Below are 15851 nucleotides of genomic sequence, written 5' to 3' on the forward strand. Positions count from 1 at the left end.
CCTCAAATCATTCTAAAACTATCCAAAGAAACTTTTAAAGACTTCGCGAAAGCTTTCGGAAAACTTAAAAACAGCAATATTGGTGGGGATGCTTCCGAAAGAACGGCATGACGTGGTGATCGTGGGCGGGGGGTTGGTCGGCGCCAGCCTGGCCATTGCCCTGGACCGGCAGGGACGGGACGTCGCACTGGTGGAAGCCACGCCGGCCGGGCAGATGCCCGCGGTGTTCGACCAGCGCAATCTCAGTCTCGCCACGGCGACGGTCAATGCGCTCACCGCGCTGGGCGTCATGCAGCAGTTGCGCACGCCCACCGGACCGATCCGGCGCATCCATGTCAGCCGGCAGGGCGACTTCGGGCGCGTGAAGCTGGAGGCCGGGGACTACGGGCGCGAGGCTTTCGGCCAGGTCGTCGTGGCGCGCGAGTTCGGCGACGCGCTGGAGTCCAGCCTGGGCGGCCTGTCTCGGCTGACGCGCTACCGCCCTGCGCGCTTCGTGGGATTCGCGCCCGGCGAAGCGGAGCATCGCGCGCTGCGGGTCGCCGATGCGGACGGCGAGCGCACGTTGCACGCCCGCCTGGTGGTCGCTGCCGACGGAACCCGCAGTGCGGTGCGCGAGGCCCTCGGCATCGGTACGGATGAACACGACTACGGCCAGACGCTGTTCGTCGCCCGCGTGCGCGCCACGCAGGCGCCGGACGGAACCGCCTTCGAACGCCTCGGCGACGAGGGCCCCACGGCACTCCTGCCCCGTGGCGACCGTCACTGGGGCGTGGTGCACGGCGTGGCGCGGGAAGACGCCGACGACGTCGCCGCGCTGGATGACGCCGCCTGGCTGGCGCGGCTGCAGCGCGCGATCGGCTGGCGTATCGGCCGGCTGACCGCGAGCGGTGAGCGCAGCATGTATCCGATCGTCCGCGTGGTCGCGCAACGGCTGACCGCCGAGCGCGCGGTGGTGCTCGGGAATGCCGCGCAGACGATCCATCCCATCGGCGCGCAGGGCTTCAATCTGGGCCTGCGCGATGCCCTCACGCTGGCCGAAGAGATCGCCCGCCGTGACGATCCGGGTGATACCGCCAGCCTGGCTGCCTACGCCGCGCGCCGGCAGGAAGACCGCGACCGCACGCTGGCGTTCTCCGACGGCCTGGCACGGCTTACCGCCAATCCATCGCCGCTGCTGAAGCCGCTGCGCAGCCTGGGCCTGGTGGCGGTGGATGCGCAGCCTTCGCTGCAGTCGTTCCTGGTGGGTGGAGCGATGGGCTTCCGGGGCGACGTGCCGGCGCTCTGCCGCGGGGAGGCCGCATGAAGCGCCGGGGACAGATCGATGTCGCCGTCGTGGGCGGCGGAGTGGTGGGCGCGGCCTGCGCGCTGGTGCTGGCGCGCGAAGGGCTGCAGGTCGTCTTGGTCGAAGGCCGCGAGCCGTTGCGCTGGTCGCCGGCGCACCCGGATCTGCGCGTCTATGCGTTCGCGCCCGACAACGCCGCCTTGCTCGACGAAGCCGGTGTCTGGGGCGCAATCCGCGACGCGCGCGTGCACCCGTATCGATGCATGCGCGTATGGGATGCCGGTAGTGGCGACGCATTGCGTTTCGACGCCGACACGCTGGGACGAACGCAGCTGGGCTGGATCGTCGAACATGCGCTGCTGGTGGACCGGCTGTGGGCCGCCCTGCCATCGGCCGGTGTGCAGGTGCGCTGTCCGGCGCGCGTGGAGGCGCTGGAGCAGGACGAGAGCGGCGTCACCCTGCGGTTGGACGACGGTACGCGCCTCGATGCGCGTCTGGCAGTGGCCGCCGATGGCGCCGATTCCACCCTGCGTCGCCTGGCCGGTCTCGACGTCGCGACGCACGACTACGCGCAGCGGGGCGTGGTGGCATTCGTCCGGACGGGCCTGCCGCACGAAGACACCGCCTGGCAGCGCTTCCTGCCGACCGGGCCGTTGGCCTTCCTGCCGTTCGCCGAGGGTCTCAGCTCGATCGTCTGGACGTTGCCGGACGGCGAAGCAGGACGCGTGATCGCCTTGGACGATGCCGCCTTCGGTCGCGAGGTGACGCTGGCGATGGGGGGGCAGCTGGGCGACGTGGAAGCGGCCTCGCCGCGCGCGGCGTTCCCGCTGAAGCGGCAACTGGCCAAGGACTACGTCGCCGGCCGCGTGGTCGTGGCCGGCGATGCGGCGCACGTGGTGCATCCGCTCGCAGGCCAGGGCGTGAACCTGGGCCTCCGCGACGTGGGCGCCTTGCGTGACGGGATCCGCGCCGCGCAGGCTCGGCGCGTCGACTGGTCCGCCACGCATCGGCTCGAGCGCTGGGCCCGCGCGCGCCGCAGCGAGAATGCGACCGCCGCGTATGCCTTCGAAGGCATCAACCGGCTGTTCTCGAACGACGACATGCACCTGACCCTCCTGCGCGGTCCGCTGCTGGGCCTGGCCGGCAGGCTGCCGCCGCTGGTGGATTTCTTCTGGCGCCACGCGGCCGGCCAGCGCCCGCGCTGACACCGGCGGCACCCCGCATGCGATAGCCTCGCGATTCCCCACCCTGAGGCTGGCCGCGATGAGTATCGAACGTTCCTCGCCCGATGTATTCCGTCGGCGGCTGCTCGGTGCGCTCGGCGCGGCGGGCATGGCCGGCGTCCTGCCCCGCGTGAGCGCGACGGCCAGGCGTCCGCTGGGCGTCGCCCTGGTCGGTCTCGGCTATTACAGCCGAGACCTGCTGGCTCCTGCGCTGAAGATGACAAGGCATTGCCGGCTGGCCGGCATCGTGACCGGCACGCCGGACAAGGCGGCGGACTGGCAGCGCCGACATGGCATTCCCGACTGCAACGTCTACGACTACGGCGGTTTCGACCGCATCGCCGACAACCCCGACATCGACGTGGTCTATATCGTGCTGCCCAACCACCTGCACAAGCCGTTCACCCTGCGGGCCGCGGCGGCCGGCAAGCATGTCTGGTGCGAGAAGCCGATGGCGATGGATGCCACGGAGGCGCGTGCGATGATCGAGGCATGCCGGCACCAGCGGGTGCAACTGGCGATCGGTTACCGCATGCAACACGAGCCCAATACGCAGGCCGTCATGGCCTTGGCGCACTCGCGACCCTTCGGCCGCCTGCAGCGCATCCGCGCAGAGGCCGGATTCCGCGGATTCGACGACGCCGGCGGCGATCCGTGGCGGCTGGATGCGGCGCGGGGCGGCGGCGCCATGTACGACATGGGGGTCTACGCGCTCAACGCCGCGCGCTACACCACCGGCGCCGAGCCGGTCGCGGTCACCGCCACGGCGTCGGTGCAGCGCCCGGAGATCTTCCGCGGCGTCGACGAGACGATGCAGTTCCGGCTGGAGTTTCCCGACGGCATCGTGGCCGATGGCGAGACCAGCTTTGGCCGCAATCTCAATCTGTTGCGCGCCGAGTGCGCGAACGGTTGGTACGAACTGTCGCCGTTCCAGGCCTACGAAGGCGTGCGTGGCGAGGCCAGCGACGGCCGCCGTTTCGATGTCGCAGTCGGTGCCACGCCTGCGCAGCAGGCGAGGCAGATGGATGCCGATGCGCTGGCCATCCTGGAGCGGCGTGCGCCGCGGGTTCCTGGCGAGGAGGGCTGGCGCGACATGCAGGTACTCGATGCGATCTTCGCGTCCGCGCGCGCGGGTGGGAAACGCGTGGAGATCGCCGCGGGTTGAGTGCGATCAACCCGGAATGAACGGGAAGACGATCTTCAGCAGTCCTTTCAGGCCGCCTTCGGCGGTGCTGGCCACGGCCTTGGCGCCCAGGCTGTTGAGCGCGTTGCGCGCATCCTGCCAGCGCAGCTTGGTGACGTCCTTCTTCAGCAGGTCCGCGACCTCTTCCGAGGTGGGTGTGAGCGCCCTCAAGGCCTCGGTGACCGCGGCCGGATCGGGCTGCAGGTAACCCCAGCGCTCGGCGATGGCCAGCAGCGTATCGAAGCGCACGGCCACGACCTCCCGATTGCGCTCGTAGACCGGCAATGCGCCGACGTCGAGGATGGCCTGTTCGAACTGCTGGTGGTCGTCCGGGTGTTCGACGCGGATGGCGAGGAAGCCGTCCTTGCGGCTGCGCTCGCTGACATGCTTGGCGCCCGACTTCAGGTTCGTTTCGGTCAACGCGCTGGCGACGATGCGCTGCAGCGCGGCGTCGCGTTCTTCCGGCACCAAGGCGCGCCAGCGGGCGTACCCATCGCGGCGCAGCGCCTTGATCTTGGCCGGCGTGACCCGCAGCTTGCCGGCGACGGTGAAATTGGATTCGTCCCGGCCGATGGCGCCGTCGCGCTCCAGCAACACGAAGATCAACAACTCCAGGTCGCGCTTGGTCAGCGACTGGAAGCCCTGCAGCAGGGTCAGGCGCAGGAACTCGGTGCCGAAACCGGCAGGGTCCTTGAGTTCGATGGGCAGCATGGTCGGTCTCCGTGTCAGGGAGGCATCTTGCCACGCGGGCATGTCACTGCCTGAGACCGCGGCGGCACCCGGTCACAGCCCGGTTTCGCGACCGGGAAACTCGGCGCGGAAGGCTTCGATCGCGCCGCGATCCTGCAGGGTGACGTAGACAGTGCGACCGTCCGGACCGCCGAAGGCCACGTTGGTCGGCTTCCGTCCTTTCAACGTCACCTCGCGCACTTGCCTGCCATCGGGCGACACCACCGCGACCACGCCGGCGCCGTAGCGTGCGATGTACAGGTTGCCGCGCACGTCGGTCCGCATGCCGTCCAGGCCGTGGTCGGAGAATGCGATCAGCAGGCGCTTGCCGGAGATCGCGCCGCCGCCGTCCAGGTCATAGGCCCATACGCGGCGCTGCACGCTCTCGTTGACGTACAGCACATCGCCCTTCGGCCCGACTTCCACGCCATTGGTGGTGCCCATGCCGGTTTCCAGCAGCGTCGCCTCGCCATGGGGCAGGATGCGCCACAACTGGCCGGTAGCGCCGCGCCAGTCAGGATCGCTGGCGTAGAACATCCCGTTGGGCGCGAACGCGATGTCGTTGGGCTGGTGTGCGCCCGGTAGCGTCGCGAACACGCCGACCGATCGGTCGCGCGGATCGATGCGCAGGATCCGGTGGCCGGTGTAGTCGGCGACGTACATGAAGCCGTCGGCATCGAAGCGGATGCCGTTGCCGGTGCTGCCCTCGGGAAGCGTCATGAACAGGTCTGCGCGGCCTTTGCCATGGCTGTCGAAGGTCACCCGGCCGATCGTGCCGTCGCGGCCATAGCTCACGGCATACAGCGCGCCATCGGGGCCGAACGCTGGCCCTTCGATCCCCGCACTGAAGACACCGTCGCCGATGACATCGCGCGCGACGTACAGCGTTTCGTTGGCGGCGCTGCGGGATCCCTCCACGTGCGCGCAGCCGGCGAGGGAGGCGACGAGCCCCAGGGCAATGATGCGGGTCGAGGCAGGTGACGTCATCCGTTTCCCTTGGTGGCGCGCAGCGCGTCTGCAGGTGTCAGCCGGGCGTGGCGAACACGGTGATCTCTTCGCGGTCGTGGTAGAGCTGGCGCGCGCGCACCTCGAGCGGACGCCCAGCCTGGTCCGAGAACAGGTCCAGGCACAGTCGGGTCTCGTCCCAGCGCTTCTTCATCGGCAGCTTGAGATTGAATACCGCATGCCGGCACCAGCCTTCACGGAACCACTGCGCCATGCGCTCGGCCACGCGGCGCGGCTGCTCGACCATGTCGCAGACCATCCAGTCCAGCGGCTGGGCGGGTTTCCAGTGGAAGCCGTCGGCACGCAGGTGCTCGACCAGTCCGGTGGCCAGCACGTGATCGCGCAGCGGACCGTTGTCGACGCTGGTCACGCGCAGGTGGTGCCGGGTCAGCACCCACGTCCAGCCGCCGGGTGCGGCCCCCAGGTCGGCCGCGGTCATGCCCGGTTGCAGCAAGGCATCGCGCTGTCGCTCGTCGAGCAGCGACAGGAGCGCTTCCTCCAGCTTCAGCGCCGAGCGCGAGGGCGCATCGGGCAGCAACTTCAGGCGCGGGATGCCGAGCGGCCACGGCGCGCTGTCGCGTGCGTCGGCAACGCACAGGAACAGATGGTCGCCCTGCACGAATACCACGTGCAGGCGCGGCAGGCGGGCGTCGTCCTTTTCGCTGAGGAATCCGGCCTTGCGCAACGCCGGGCGCAGCGCATTGCCGAAACTGCGTGCCAACCCCGCCAGCGGCTTGGCGCTGTCGGAATCCGGATGCTCGACCCACAGGTCGCCAAAGCGTCCGCTGCCGGCCAGCGCGGCAAGCAGGGGCGTGATGCGGTCTTTCGGATCGATGCCGCGCAGTTCGGCGAGCAGACGCAGCTTCTGCCGGGCGAAGATCAGGTCGCGCCAGGGCAGCGCACGGTCCAGCGCCTGCGCCTGTTCGCAGACGTACACCACATGGCCGTCGTTGCGCTGCGCGCGCGCATACCCGGCGAACCCGGCCAGCGCGGCGCGCTCGGTCAGTTCGGCAGCGAGTTCGGGTTCGAATCCCTGGCGGCAAAAGGCCAGCAGGCCGGTCGTCGATGACATGGCGCGGTCGCGTGAAGCGGAGGGTGGCGGCTCCTGCCGTAGGCACAGGGTACAGGAGAAGCGCCGGTCGATGGCTTCTCCTGCCGCGCCAGGTCAGTACGTGTCGCCGCCCTGTTCGCCGTAACGCTTCAGCACGGCACGCGCGTCGTCCCGGCGCAGGTCGCGCACCACCTCGATGCCGCGCTTGTTGAGCTCGCCGATCCAGTCCGCCGGCAGTGGGCCTTCGTCGAACTCGGTCAGTTCCATCACGTCCTCGGCGCGCGCGCCGATCAGCAGGCGGTCGATGCCCGCCCATACCGTTGCGCCATAGCACTGGCAGCAGGGTTGCGACGACGTCGCCAGTACCACCGGCGCGACAAGGTCGTTGAGGCGCGGCGTCTGCAGGCGTTGCTGCGCCAGCATGTAGGCCATGTTCTCTGCGTGCGCCAGCGAGCAGGTATGCGGCATCACGCGGTTCACGCCCAGGGAGATGACGCGATGGTCGGGGCCGAACACCACGGCGCCGAACGGGCCGCCAGTGCTGGCGTCCACGTTGCGGCGCGACAGGTCAATGGCCAGCGCGACCTTCTCTTCGTCGCTCGCGAACGTCGTGGCGGGATCGACCAGGTCGTGGGTCCAGGCGGGTAGGGTCAGGTGGATCTGTTGGTAGAGCATTACTGGGTCGGCAATTTCGGGGAGGAGGAATCGGATTCGCAGCGGCCGCTCACGCATTGGCACGCGGTCACGTCGGCGAAGCCGCAGACGCTCATGCGGCCACTCGCAGCGCATTGGGCCTGGACGCCCTGCGGGTCGGTGGGGCTGTCCTTGTTGACGCAGGCCGGCATGGCGCCGCAGCAGTTGCCCACGTTCTTGACCGCGCAGTCGGCGCTGGTCCGGCAGGCGTATTCCACGGTGATGGCGCCCGCTTCGCGCGGTGGCAGGTTGCCACCGGTCGGCTTGGGCGCCGGCGCCGATGCGGGGGGCGGATCGGTCGCCACGCCATCGGAGGACGCCGGCGCCGCACAGCCTGACAGCGCGAACAGGAACAGGCACGACAGCATGGCAGGCAACAGGCGCAGCGCGATGCGGGACATGGCGGACTCCTTCCTCGGTGGTGGTGCGCGCCAGCCTGCCTTTCGCCGCCTCAAGACGCGGTGAAAGAGGCCGGCCTCAGGCCTTGGTCGCCCAGGTGTCGCGCAGGGTGACGCTGCGGTTGAACACGGGACGCTCCGGCGTGTGGTCGTAGCGGTCGGCGACGAAGTAGCCGATACGCTCGAACTGGAACGACTGCTCGGGCGCCGCGCTGGCCGCGGCGGGCTCCACGTAGCCGGTCACGGTGCGGCGCGATTCCGGATTCATGTAGTCGCGGTAGGTCTTGCCTTCCGACTCGTCATCCGGATTGGGCACGGTGAACAGCCGATCGTAGAGACGAATGTCGGCGGCGACCGCATGCTTCGCGCTGACCCAGTGGATGGTGCCCTTGATCTTGCGTTCGGCGCCTGCCATGCCCGGGCGCGATTCCGGGTCCAGCCAGCCGCGCAGCTCGACGATCTCGCCGGCGTCGTTCTTGATCACTTCATCGCAGCGCACGATGCCGGCGCCACGCAGGCGCACTTCGCCGCCCGTGGTGAGGCGCTTGAAGCCCTTCGGCGGGACTTCCTCGAAATCCTCGCGCTCGATCCACAGCTCACGCGAGAACGGCACGCTGCGCTGGCCGAACGACTCGTCCTTCGGATGGTTGGAGAACGTCAGCGCTTCCTCGTGGCCGTCCGGCAGGTTCGCCAGCACCAGTTTCACCGGATCGATGACCGCCATGCGGCGTGCCGCGGCGGCATCCAGGTCTTCGCGCAACGCGCCCTCGAGGATGGAGATGTCCAGCAGCGAGTTCTGCTTGCTGATGCCCACGCGGTCCACCATCAGGCGCAGTGCCGCCGGCGTGTAGCCGCGTCGACGGATGCCCTGCAGCGTGGGCATGCGCGGGTCGTCCCAGCCATCCACCAGCTTGTCTTCCACCATCGCGAGCAGCTTGCGCTTGCTCATCACCAGGTAGTTGAAATTCAGTCGCGAGAACTCGATCTGGCGCGGCTTGCTCGCTTCCTTCGGCAGGCCCTTCGCCAGCAGCGGCGCGACCAGGTCCGGCGAGCCGGCCAGGTCCACCTTGTCCACGCACCAGTCGTACAACGGACGGTGGTCTTCGAACTCCAGCGTGCACAGCGAATGGGTGATGCCTTCCACCGCGTCGCTCAGCGAGTGCGCGTAGTCGTACATCGGATAGATCGGCCAGTCGTTGCCGGTGTTCTGGTGCTCGACGTGCTTGATGCGGTACAGCGCCGGGTCGCGCAGGTTGATGTTGCCGCTGCCCATGTCGATCTTCGCGCGCAGCGTGCGTGCGCCGTCCGGGAACTCGCCCGCGCGCATGCGGCGGAACAGGTCCAGGTTCTCTTCGACGCTGCGGTCGCGGTAGGGCGAGTTGCGGCCCGGTTCGGTCAGCGTGCCGCGGTATGCACGCACTTCGTCCGCGCTCAGGTCGCAGACGAAGGCGTCGCCCTGGCGGATCAGCTTCTCGGCGGCCAGGTACAACACCTCGAAGTAATCCGAGGCGTGGCGCAGGTCGTGCCAGTCGAAGCCCAGCCAGCGCACGTCGTCCTGGATGGCGAGGACGTACTCGGGGTCTTCCTTGGCCGGGTTGGTATCGTCCAGGCGCAGATTGCAGACGCCTCCGAACTCGCCGGCGATGCCGAAGTCCAGGCAGATCGCCTTGGCGTGGCCGATGTGCAGGTAGCCGTTGGGCTCGGGCGGGAAGCGCGTCTTCACCGAGGCATGGCGACCGGCTGCCAGGTCCTCGCGCACGATCTGGCGGATGAAGTCCCGCTTTTCCGGGGCGGCATCGTCAGACAGGGGGGCGGAGGGGGCAGCGGTATCGGACATCGGGGCGGGAGGCGTGGAAAAACGCCAGTTTAGCCGGTCTGGCGTCCGGGCTGGTCTATCCTGAACAGCCATCGCGCACCCGGTCCCCGCATGAGCCTTCCGACGCTCGTCATCGGCAACAAGAACTACTCCTCCTGGTCGCTGCGCCCGTGGCTGCTTCTGCGGCACTTCGGCGTGGCCTTCGATGAGGTCCGTTTGCTGCTGGACACACCGGGCTTCGCCGACGCGGTCCGCTGGCATTCGCCGACCGGCAAGGTGCCCGCCCTGCACGATGGCGACGTGCAGGTATGGGATTCATTGGCGATCTGCGAGTACGCGAACGAGCGTTGGCTCGATGGCCGGGGCTGGCCAGCGGACCTCGCGGCACGCGCGCTGGCCCGCGCCGCGGCGGCGGAAATGCATTCGGGCTTCGTCGCACTGCGCACGCAGCTGCCCATGAACAGTCGGCGCGTACCCGATGCGTACCGCTGGGATGCCGCCGCCCAACGCGACATCGACCGTGTGCAGGCTCTGTGGCGCCAGCTTCACGAGGCGCACGGCCGGAACGGCGTGTTCCTGTGTGGCGACTTCGGCATCGTCGACGCGATGTACGCGCCGGTGGCGATCCGCTTCGACGGCTACGGCGTGCAGGTGGACGCTGGCGCGCGCGCGTACATGGACGCGCTGTTCGCGCTGCCGGCCGTGCGGGAATGGCGCGAGGCGGCCGCGGCGGAAACTGAATCGGTCGCGGCCACCGATGCGGTGCGCGCGCCCCTGTAGCGGACGCCCGGTGTAGGCTGGCGTCGGAGGACACATCCATGCGCGTGGTCTACTTGGCCGACAACCTGTTCGATGCCCACTTGGTTAAGCACGCGTTGGAGGAGGCGGCGATCCCGGCCTTCGTTTTCGGCGAGTCGTTGCTGGGCGGCATGGGCGAACTGCCCCTGTTCGGCGTGCTGCGGGTCTGCGTGCCCGACACGGCGTTGCCGCAGGCCGAGGACGTGGTGAAGGCGCTGGGGCTGGATTCGCGTGGCGATGGCCCCATATCGGAAGGCGATGAAGAAGGCCTGGGCATCCTGCCCGCCTGATCCGCTTTCCCCCGACACGAGAGGTTCGCCATGCTGGGTATCGGAGCCTACAAGCAGCGCATGCCGCGCGCGGAAGACATGCTGCCGGGTCGCGGCACGCCGCTGCCGCTGCACAACGCGCATTTCGTCAACGGACACCCCCTGCGCGATGCGTTCGAGGGCCTGCAGCAGGTCGAGTTCGGACTGGGCTGTTTCTGGGGCGCGGAGCGCAAGTTCTGGAACGTGCCCGGTGTATACAGCACGTCGGTCGGATACGCCGGCGGCGGTACGCCCAACGCGACCTACGAGGAGGTCTGCTCCGGCCAGACCGGCCACAACGAAGTGGTGAGAGTGGTCTACGACCCGGCACAGGTGTCGTTCGAACGCCTGCTGCAGGTGTTCTGGGAGAGCCACGACCCCACCCAGGGCATGCGCCAGGGCAACGACGTCGGCACGCAGTACCGATCGGGCATCCATTGCCATACACCGGAGCAGAAGTCGACCGCCGAAGCGAGCCTCCGGGCCTACCAGCAGCAGTTGAAGGCGGCTGGCTACGGCGACATCACCACCGAGGTCGTGTATCCGGCACCGCCGTTCTACTACGCCGAGGACTATCACCAGCAGTACCTGGCCAAGAATCCGAATGGCTACTGCGGCCTGGGCGGTACGGGTGTGAGCTGTCCGATCGGGCTGGACGCCTGAGTAAAGCGGTCGTGGGAGCGACGCAAGTCGCGAAGCCGTCCGAGCTTGCCTTGGCAGTTCGCGACTTGCGTCGCTCCCACGAGCGCTCTTTTCCTACAGTCGGGTGATGCCGCACACGTAGACGACTTCGCAGGCTCCGCCGCCGGTGTCGTCGCGGCGGGTGGAACTGCGCCAGCGCCAGCCATCGGACGCGTTCGCTTCCACCAGCCAGCCATCGATCCGCACGCGCTCGCCCTGGCGAACGCCCGCGAGCATTCGCGCCACGGCATCGTTGCCCGGGATCATGTGCATGTTGGCGCTGCTGCTCGCGATTTCTTGCGGCGGCAGCGGCGCCTGGTCGCTCCAGCGATAGCGATACCAGCGCGAGGACTGGCTGATGTCCAGCGCGTCGATCACCGCATCTTCGGTCATGCGGGCCCACCCCAGCGCGAGGTCGGTCGGCGACAGGTCCGACTCGCGGCCGCTGCGGTAGTCCTCGCGAGACAGGACGCGGGCTTCCACGCTGAAGCCGGCGAGCGGCGTCAGCGTGGCGGCATCCAGCGCGAACGGCGCAAGGCTGTCCGGCACATCCGTCTGCAAGGGCGGCTCGCCCGATGCCACACGGGGCGGCAACGGGCAGGCCAAGGCGATATCGCCCGGCGCAGCAGGCGCCCGTGGACCTTCCCGCTTCTCCGAGAACCACCACCCCGCCAGGCAGGCCAGGATGGCGATCACCAGGAGGGTGCGCAGATTCACGCGGTCAGTTTCTCGCGGATGGTCGTGCGCAGTGCAGCCAGGTCCTTGGCGAAGGCGTCGATGCCGGTGGCGAGCTTTTCCTTCGCCATCGGATCGGCCTCGATCGCGGCGGCGAAGCTGTCGGCCGTCACCGGCGCCGCAGCGCCCGCCTCGGCGGACGTCGGTGACAGCTTGCGCGGCAGGTCGCCGTGCTCCTGGTCCAGCTTTTCCAGCAGGTCCGGCGAGATGGTCAGGCGGTCGCAACCGGCCAGCGCTTCGATCTGCGCGGTGGAGCGGAACGATGCACCCATCACCACGGTGGGGGAACCACGCCGCTTGAATTCAGCGTAGACGCCTCGCACGAACACCACGCCCGGATCCTCATCGATGTTCGCCGGCGCTTTCCCGTTGGCCACGTACCAGTCGAGGATGCGGCCCACGAACGGCGAGATCAGGAACGCGCCGGCCTCGGCGCAGGCGATGGCCTGGGTGGGATTGAAGATCAGGGTCAGGTTGCAGTCGATCCCTTCGTTCTGCAGCACGCGTGCGGCTTCCACGCCTTCCCAGGTGGAAGCGACCTTGATCAGGATGCGATCGCGGCCGATGCCCTGGTCGGCGTACATCTGCACGAACTTGCGTGCCTTGGCGATGGTGGCTGCGGTGTCGTAGGCCTGGTCGGCATCGACCTCCGTGGAAACGCGGCCGGGAATCAGGCCGGCGAGCTTCGCGCCGACGCCGACGGTCAGGCGATCGACCACCTCGTCCACCAGCGCTTCGCCGCCACCCTGCGCACGCGCCCAGGCGAGGTGTTCTTCGATCAGGTCGGCGTACACCGGCAGGTCCAGCGCCTTCTTCACCAGCGTGGGATTGGTGGTGCAGTCCACGGGCTTGAGGCGCTTGATGGCGTCGTAATCGCCGGTGTCGGCGACGACGACGGATAGTTCGCGGAGTTGCTGGAGTTTGCTGGGCGTGGCGGAGTTCATGCGGTGGCTCGGCAGGGGAACAGGACGGGGAGGACAAGTATGCCTTGTCGTCCAGCGCGAAGGCTTGTGGTGGAAGGCTGAAATTGGCTTTGTTTTGGCATGGTGCGGCTCCTCGCGGAGAGGGTTTCAAGCCCCTCTCCCTGCGGAGAGGGGTTGGGGTGAGGGGCAACGGAGTCCATGTCTTTGTCCTCCATGGTTGCCACCGCATCCGCGATGGCGGTTGCTTCTGACGGCAGTGAGGGAAGGGTCTTCTTCTCGCACGCATGGCGCCGCTCGCCGCGGGGGCGTTCCTTTCTTTGCTCGTGCAAAGAAAGGAACCAAAGAAACACGCCCCAGGCGGCACGCCCTGCGCTTCGCGCAGGGTCCGCGAACAGGCCGGGAATTTCCGTAAGGCACATCCATGTGCCTTACGGAAACGCCGTCATCCATGACGCCGCCCTTCGGGTTTTACCCGGCCCGCTCGCCGTGCCTCATGGGGACCCCGAAAGCACGAGCAAAAGCAAATACGGCGCGCGGATGCTTCTGCTTTGGCCGTTGGCCCCCTGAGGTCCGGCAGTCGCGGTGGGTAAAACCCCGAAGGGGCGCCGCACATGGATGTGCGGCGTTTTCGGCCGGGGCAGGATGCCCCGTCCGAAAATTCCCGCCGGGACTGCGCAACCGCCGCGTGCGGCGGGCGGACCGCCGGGGTGTGCTTTCTTTTGCCTACTTTTCTTTGCACAAGCAAAGAAAAGTAGGGCCTCCGCGGCGAGCGGCGCCGTCTCTACGCTCTGAAAAAAGCTAAGAGCTGCCTAGTTTCAAACGCCGGTAGAGTTCGTGAGTGAAAAGCCAGTCATTCAAGGTGATGCGAAGCAGCGCCGTGACGACCCACGTCGTATTTCGATCCGAGAAGGGAATCAGCGATGCAGGTCGCCACTCGCTTCCGGCTGGTACTCGATCGCGGTGACCCGCAGGCGCAAGGGCCGGTTGCCGGACGCCTGCCAATCGATCGTCTGCCCCACCGATAGCCCCAGCAGCGCGCTGCCAACGGGCGCGAGAACGGAGACCAGGCCGGTCTCGACGTTCGCTTCGTGGGGATATACCAGGGTCAGGCGATGGTGTTCGCCGGTGAGTTCGTCGTCGCACTCCACGCGCGAGTGCATCGTCACCACGTTGTCCGGCATCCGGTCCGGCGTGCGCACGTCGGCGCGGTTCAGTTCGTCCATCAGCGCGAGCGCGGCCGGGTGCCGGCGCAGCACGGGCGTGTCGAGCAGGGCTTCCAGGCGCGACAGATCGCGGCTGGACACGACGAGGGGGGGAAGCGAGGGCGGCAGGCCGCTGGTGCGGGTGTTGTTCATCGGGGTCCTCTGTGGATTTTGGGGTCGCGCAAAAGGAAACGGGCGACGCGTCGCCGCGCCGCCCATCGGAGTCCTGTTTGCCGCCCTACCGTAGCCCGGAAGGTGGCTTGGTTCAAGCCGCGCGCGCGCGCGGCGTGGGGCGTCCGGCCGGCGGTTGCGCGCCGCCCGTATCGGGCTCGAAGAGGCTGGGAGGCAGTTCGCGGAACACGCGCGCCAACTGCAGCAGGAAATCGCTCATCGCCGAACTCTTCCGCCACACCATCGCGATCTGCCGGCTCGGGTGCGAATCACTGAAGCCCAACAGGTGGATGTTCTGCGAGCGCGCCACCGGCGGCTTGACCGCCAAGGTCGGCAGCAGGGTGATGCCGACATCCGCGGCGACCATCTGGCGCAGCGTTTCCAGGCTGGTGGCGCGGAACTCCGATTTTTCGTTGGCGCCGGCGAGGCGGCAGACATCCAGCGCCTGCTCGCGCAGGCAATGTCCGTCTTCCAGCAGCAGCAACTGCTGCTGCGACAGTTCGGCCAGCGTCAGGGATTCGCGCTGCGCCAAGGGATGCGACTCCGGCACCGCCAGCACGAAAGGTTCTTCGAACAGGAATTCGGTATGCAGTTGGTCGTCGGTGATCGGCAGCGCCAGCAGGCCGGCATCCAGCTTGCCTTCGCGCAGGCGCGACAGCAGCACATCGCTTTTTTCTTCGACCAGCAGCAACTCCAGGTGCGGGAAACGCGCGCGCAGCTGCGGCACCACGTGCGGCAGCAGGTAGGGTCCCAGCGTCGGAAACAATCCCAGCCGTACCGTGCCGGCTTCCGGGTCCTGGCTGCGGCGCGCCGCTTCCTTCATCTGCTCGACCTCGGCCACGATGCGGCGTGCGCGGTCGGCGGCATCGCGCCCGGCGGGCGTCAGCATGACCTTGCGCGGCGCGCGTTCGACCAGGGGCACGCCCAGTTCGTCTTCCAGCTTCTTGATCTGGGTCGACAGCGTGGGCTGGCTGACGTAGCACGCGGCGGCGGCGCGGCCGAAATGCTTGTGGTCGGCCAGCGCCACCAGGTACTTCAGGTCGCGGAGATTCATGGAACTCCTCCCTCAGGGAACCGCCGTGCGGCGACGCGGCGCGGACCAGGGCACGGCCCGCGCCCGCGCATCATGCCGCGACAGCGTCCGGGGTTGCCACCGGGGCCGACGTGCGGATCAGGTGGTCGAAGGCGCTCAGCGCGGCCTTCGAACCTTCGCCCATGGCGATGACGATCTGCTTGTACGGCACGGTGGTGGCGTCGCCGGCCGCGAACACGCCCGGCACGCTGGTCTGGCCGCGGTCGTCGACGACGATCTCGCCGCGCGGGCTCAGCGCCACCACGCCCTTCAGCCACTCGGTGTTCGGCAGCAGGCCGATCTGCACGAAGATGCCTTCCAGTTCGACGCGGTGCGTATCGCCGCCGGTGCGGTCCTTGTAGACCAGGCCGTTGACCTTGTTGCCGTCGCCCAGTACTTCCGTCGTCTGTGCGCTGGTGACGATGCGCACGTTCGGCAGGCTGCGGAGCTTGCGCTGCAACACATCGTCGGCACGCAGTTGGCTGTCGAACTCGATCAGGGTCACGTGGGCGACGATGCCGGCCAGGTCGATCGCCGCCTCGACGCCGGAGTTGCCGCCGCCGATCACCGCTACGCGCTTG

Annotated in this window: 17 protein-coding genes; 6 read left to right on the top strand and 11 right to left on the bottom strand. The window is 68.3% G+C overall.

Going from position 1 to position 15851, the window contains the following annotated elements:
- The first annotated feature begins 88 nt into the window (after positions 1-88).
- The 3 genes from ubiH to CYU89_RS00215 are packed head-to-tail and all read left to right on the top strand — an operon-like array spanning position 89 to position 3670.
- A complete protein-coding gene (gene ubiH, locus CYU89_RS00205) occupies positions 89-1303 on the top strand; it encodes a 2-octaprenyl-6-methoxyphenyl hydroxylase (RefSeq protein ID WP_296278204.1) in 1215 nt (404 codons plus the stop codon).
- A complete protein-coding gene (locus tag CYU89_RS00210; RefSeq protein ID WP_296278205.1) occupies positions 1300-2487 on the top strand; it encodes a UbiH/UbiF family hydroxylase in 1188 nt (395 codons plus the stop codon). The genes ubiH and CYU89_RS00210 overlap by 4 nt, the downstream gene beginning before the upstream one ends.
- A 58-nt stretch (positions 2488-2545) precedes the next feature.
- Positions 2546-3670: a Gfo/Idh/MocA family oxidoreductase gene (locus CYU89_RS00215; RefSeq protein ID WP_296278206.1), complete on the top strand. Its 1125-nt coding sequence runs from the start codon at positions 2546-2548 to the stop codon at positions 3668-3670.
- A gap of 6 nt (positions 3671-3676) precedes the next feature.
- Here the strand turns inward: CYU89_RS00215 and CYU89_RS00220 are convergent, their stop codons facing one another.
- From CYU89_RS00220 to CYU89_RS00245, 6 genes are all read right to left on the bottom strand, one after another.
- Positions 3677-4399, bottom strand: coding sequence for a hypothetical protein (locus CYU89_RS00220; RefSeq protein ID WP_296278207.1), 723 nt, complete (start codon positions 4397-4399; stop codon positions 3677-3679).
- A gap of 72 nt (positions 4400-4471) precedes the next feature.
- Positions 4472-5404, bottom strand: coding sequence for an SMP-30/gluconolactonase/LRE family protein (locus tag CYU89_RS00225; protein WP_296278208.1), 933 nt, complete (start codon positions 5402-5404; stop codon positions 4472-4474).
- Positions 5405-5441: 37 nt separating this feature from the next.
- Positions 5442-6494 (bottom strand): 23S rRNA (cytidine(2498)-2'-O)-methyltransferase RlmM, encoded by a 1053-nt coding sequence (rlmM, locus tag CYU89_RS00230; protein ID WP_296278209.1) that lies wholly within the window; start codon positions 6492-6494, stop codon positions 5442-5444.
- A 93-nt stretch (positions 6495-6587) separates the two neighbouring features.
- Positions 6588-7148, bottom strand: a complete 561-nt coding sequence (locus CYU89_RS00235; RefSeq protein WP_296278210.1) for a nucleoside deaminase — start codon at positions 7146-7148, stop codon at positions 6588-6590.
- A complete protein-coding gene (locus CYU89_RS00240) occupies positions 7148-7567 on the bottom strand; it encodes a hypothetical protein (RefSeq protein ID WP_296278211.1) in 420 nt (139 codons plus the stop codon). Before CYU89_RS00240 ends, CYU89_RS00235 begins: the two co-directional genes overlap by 1 nt.
- 76 nt (positions 7568-7643) lie before the next feature.
- On the bottom strand, positions 7644-9401 hold the full coding sequence (locus tag CYU89_RS00245; RefSeq protein ID WP_296278212.1) for a glutamine--tRNA ligase/YqeY domain fusion protein: 1758 nt from the start codon (positions 9399-9401) through the stop codon (positions 7644-7646).
- Between the two features lie 90 nt (positions 9402-9491).
- Between CYU89_RS00245 and CYU89_RS00250 the strand changes: the two genes are divergently transcribed.
- The 3 genes from CYU89_RS00250 to msrA are packed head-to-tail and all read left to right on the top strand — an operon-like array spanning position 9492 to position 11149.
- Positions 9492-10160: a glutathione S-transferase family protein gene (locus tag CYU89_RS00250; RefSeq protein ID WP_296278213.1), complete on the top strand. Its 669-nt coding sequence runs from the start codon at positions 9492-9494 to the stop codon at positions 10158-10160.
- Between the two features lie 38 nt (positions 10161-10198).
- Complete coding sequence (locus tag CYU89_RS00255) at positions 10199-10468, top strand: DUF2007 domain-containing protein (RefSeq protein ID WP_296278214.1); 270 nt, start codon at positions 10199-10201, stop codon at positions 10466-10468.
- A 30-nt stretch (positions 10469-10498) separates the two neighbouring features.
- Complete coding sequence (msrA, locus tag CYU89_RS00260; RefSeq protein ID WP_296278215.1) at positions 10499-11149, top strand: peptide-methionine (S)-S-oxide reductase MsrA; 651 nt, start codon at positions 10499-10501, stop codon at positions 11147-11149.
- Positions 11150-11242: 93 nt separating this feature from the next.
- Here msrA and CYU89_RS00265 read toward each other — a convergent pair whose 3' ends face one another.
- The 5 genes from CYU89_RS00265 to CYU89_RS00285 all read right to left on the bottom strand — a co-directional run.
- Positions 11243-11884 (bottom strand): hypothetical protein, encoded by a 642-nt coding sequence (locus tag CYU89_RS00265; protein WP_296278216.1) that lies wholly within the window; start codon positions 11882-11884, stop codon positions 11243-11245.
- Positions 11881-12846: a transaldolase gene (locus CYU89_RS00270; protein ID WP_296278217.1), complete on the bottom strand. Its 966-nt coding sequence runs from the start codon at positions 12844-12846 to the stop codon at positions 11881-11883. Before CYU89_RS00270 ends, CYU89_RS00265 begins: the two co-directional genes overlap by 4 nt.
- 893 nt (positions 12847-13739) lie before the next feature.
- Positions 13740-14180 (bottom strand): nucleoside diphosphate kinase regulator, encoded by a 441-nt coding sequence (gene rnk, locus CYU89_RS00275; RefSeq protein ID WP_296278218.1) that lies wholly within the window; start codon positions 14178-14180, stop codon positions 13740-13742.
- 112 nt (positions 14181-14292) lie between these two features.
- Positions 14293-15252 (bottom strand): DNA-binding transcriptional regulator OxyR, encoded by a 960-nt coding sequence (gene oxyR, locus CYU89_RS00280; RefSeq protein WP_296278219.1) that lies wholly within the window; start codon positions 15250-15252, stop codon positions 14293-14295.
- A gap of 70 nt (positions 15253-15322) precedes the next feature.
- Positions 15323-15851, bottom strand: a 529-nt coding sequence (locus tag CYU89_RS00285; protein WP_296278220.1) for an FAD-dependent oxidoreductase, incomplete at its 5' end; no start/stop codon positions are given.

The organism is Pseudoxanthomonas sp. (assembly GCF_002863005.1).
Lineage (GTDB): Bacteria > Pseudomonadota > Gammaproteobacteria > Xanthomonadales > Xanthomonadaceae > Pseudoxanthomonas_A.

Bases quoted from the DNA above. Each gene is read 5' to 3' on its own strand.
- ubiH (WP_296278204.1), top strand. From the start codon at position 89: ATGCTTCCGAAAGAACGGCATGACGTGGTGATCGTGGGCGGGGGGTTG.
- CYU89_RS00210 (WP_296278205.1), top strand. From the start codon at position 1,300: ATGAAGCGCCGGGGACAGATCGATGTCGCCGTCGTGGGCGGCGGAGTG.
- CYU89_RS00215 (WP_296278206.1), top strand. From the start codon at position 2,546: ATGAGTATCGAACGTTCCTCGCCCGATGTATTCCGTCGGCGGCTGCTC.
- CYU89_RS00220 (WP_296278207.1), bottom strand. From the start codon at position 4,399: ATGCTGCCCATCGAACTCAAGGACCCTGCCGGTTTCGGCACCGAGTTC.
- CYU89_RS00225 (WP_296278208.1), bottom strand. From the start codon at position 5,404: ATGACGTCACCTGCCTCGACCCGCATCATTGCCCTGGGGCTCGTCGCC.
- rlmM (WP_296278209.1), bottom strand. From the start codon at position 6,494: ATGTCATCGACGACCGGCCTGCTGGCCTTTTGCCGCCAGGGATTCGAA.
- CYU89_RS00235 (WP_296278210.1), bottom strand. From the start codon at position 7,148: ATGCTCTACCAACAGATCCACCTGACCCTACCCGCCTGGACCCACGAC.
- CYU89_RS00240 (WP_296278211.1), bottom strand. From the start codon at position 7,567: ATGTCCCGCATCGCGCTGCGCCTGTTGCCTGCCATGCTGTCGTGCCTG.
- CYU89_RS00245 (WP_296278212.1), bottom strand. From the start codon at position 9,401: ATGTCCGATACCGCTGCCCCCTCCGCCCCCCTGTCTGACGATGCCGCC.
- CYU89_RS00250 (WP_296278213.1), top strand. From the start codon at position 9,492: ATGAGCCTTCCGACGCTCGTCATCGGCAACAAGAACTACTCCTCCTGG.
- CYU89_RS00255 (WP_296278214.1), top strand. From the start codon at position 10,199: ATGCGCGTGGTCTACTTGGCCGACAACCTGTTCGATGCCCACTTGGTT.
- msrA (WP_296278215.1), top strand. From the start codon at position 10,499: ATGCTGGGTATCGGAGCCTACAAGCAGCGCATGCCGCGCGCGGAAGAC.
- CYU89_RS00270 (WP_296278217.1), bottom strand. From the start codon at position 12,846: ATGAACTCCGCCACGCCCAGCAAACTCCAGCAACTCCGCGAACTATCC.
- rnk (WP_296278218.1), bottom strand. From the start codon at position 14,180: ATGAACAACACCCGCACCAGCGGCCTGCCGCCCTCGCTTCCCCCCCTC.
- oxyR (WP_296278219.1), bottom strand. From the start codon at position 15,252: ATGAATCTCCGCGACCTGAAGTACCTGGTGGCGCTGGCCGACCACAAG.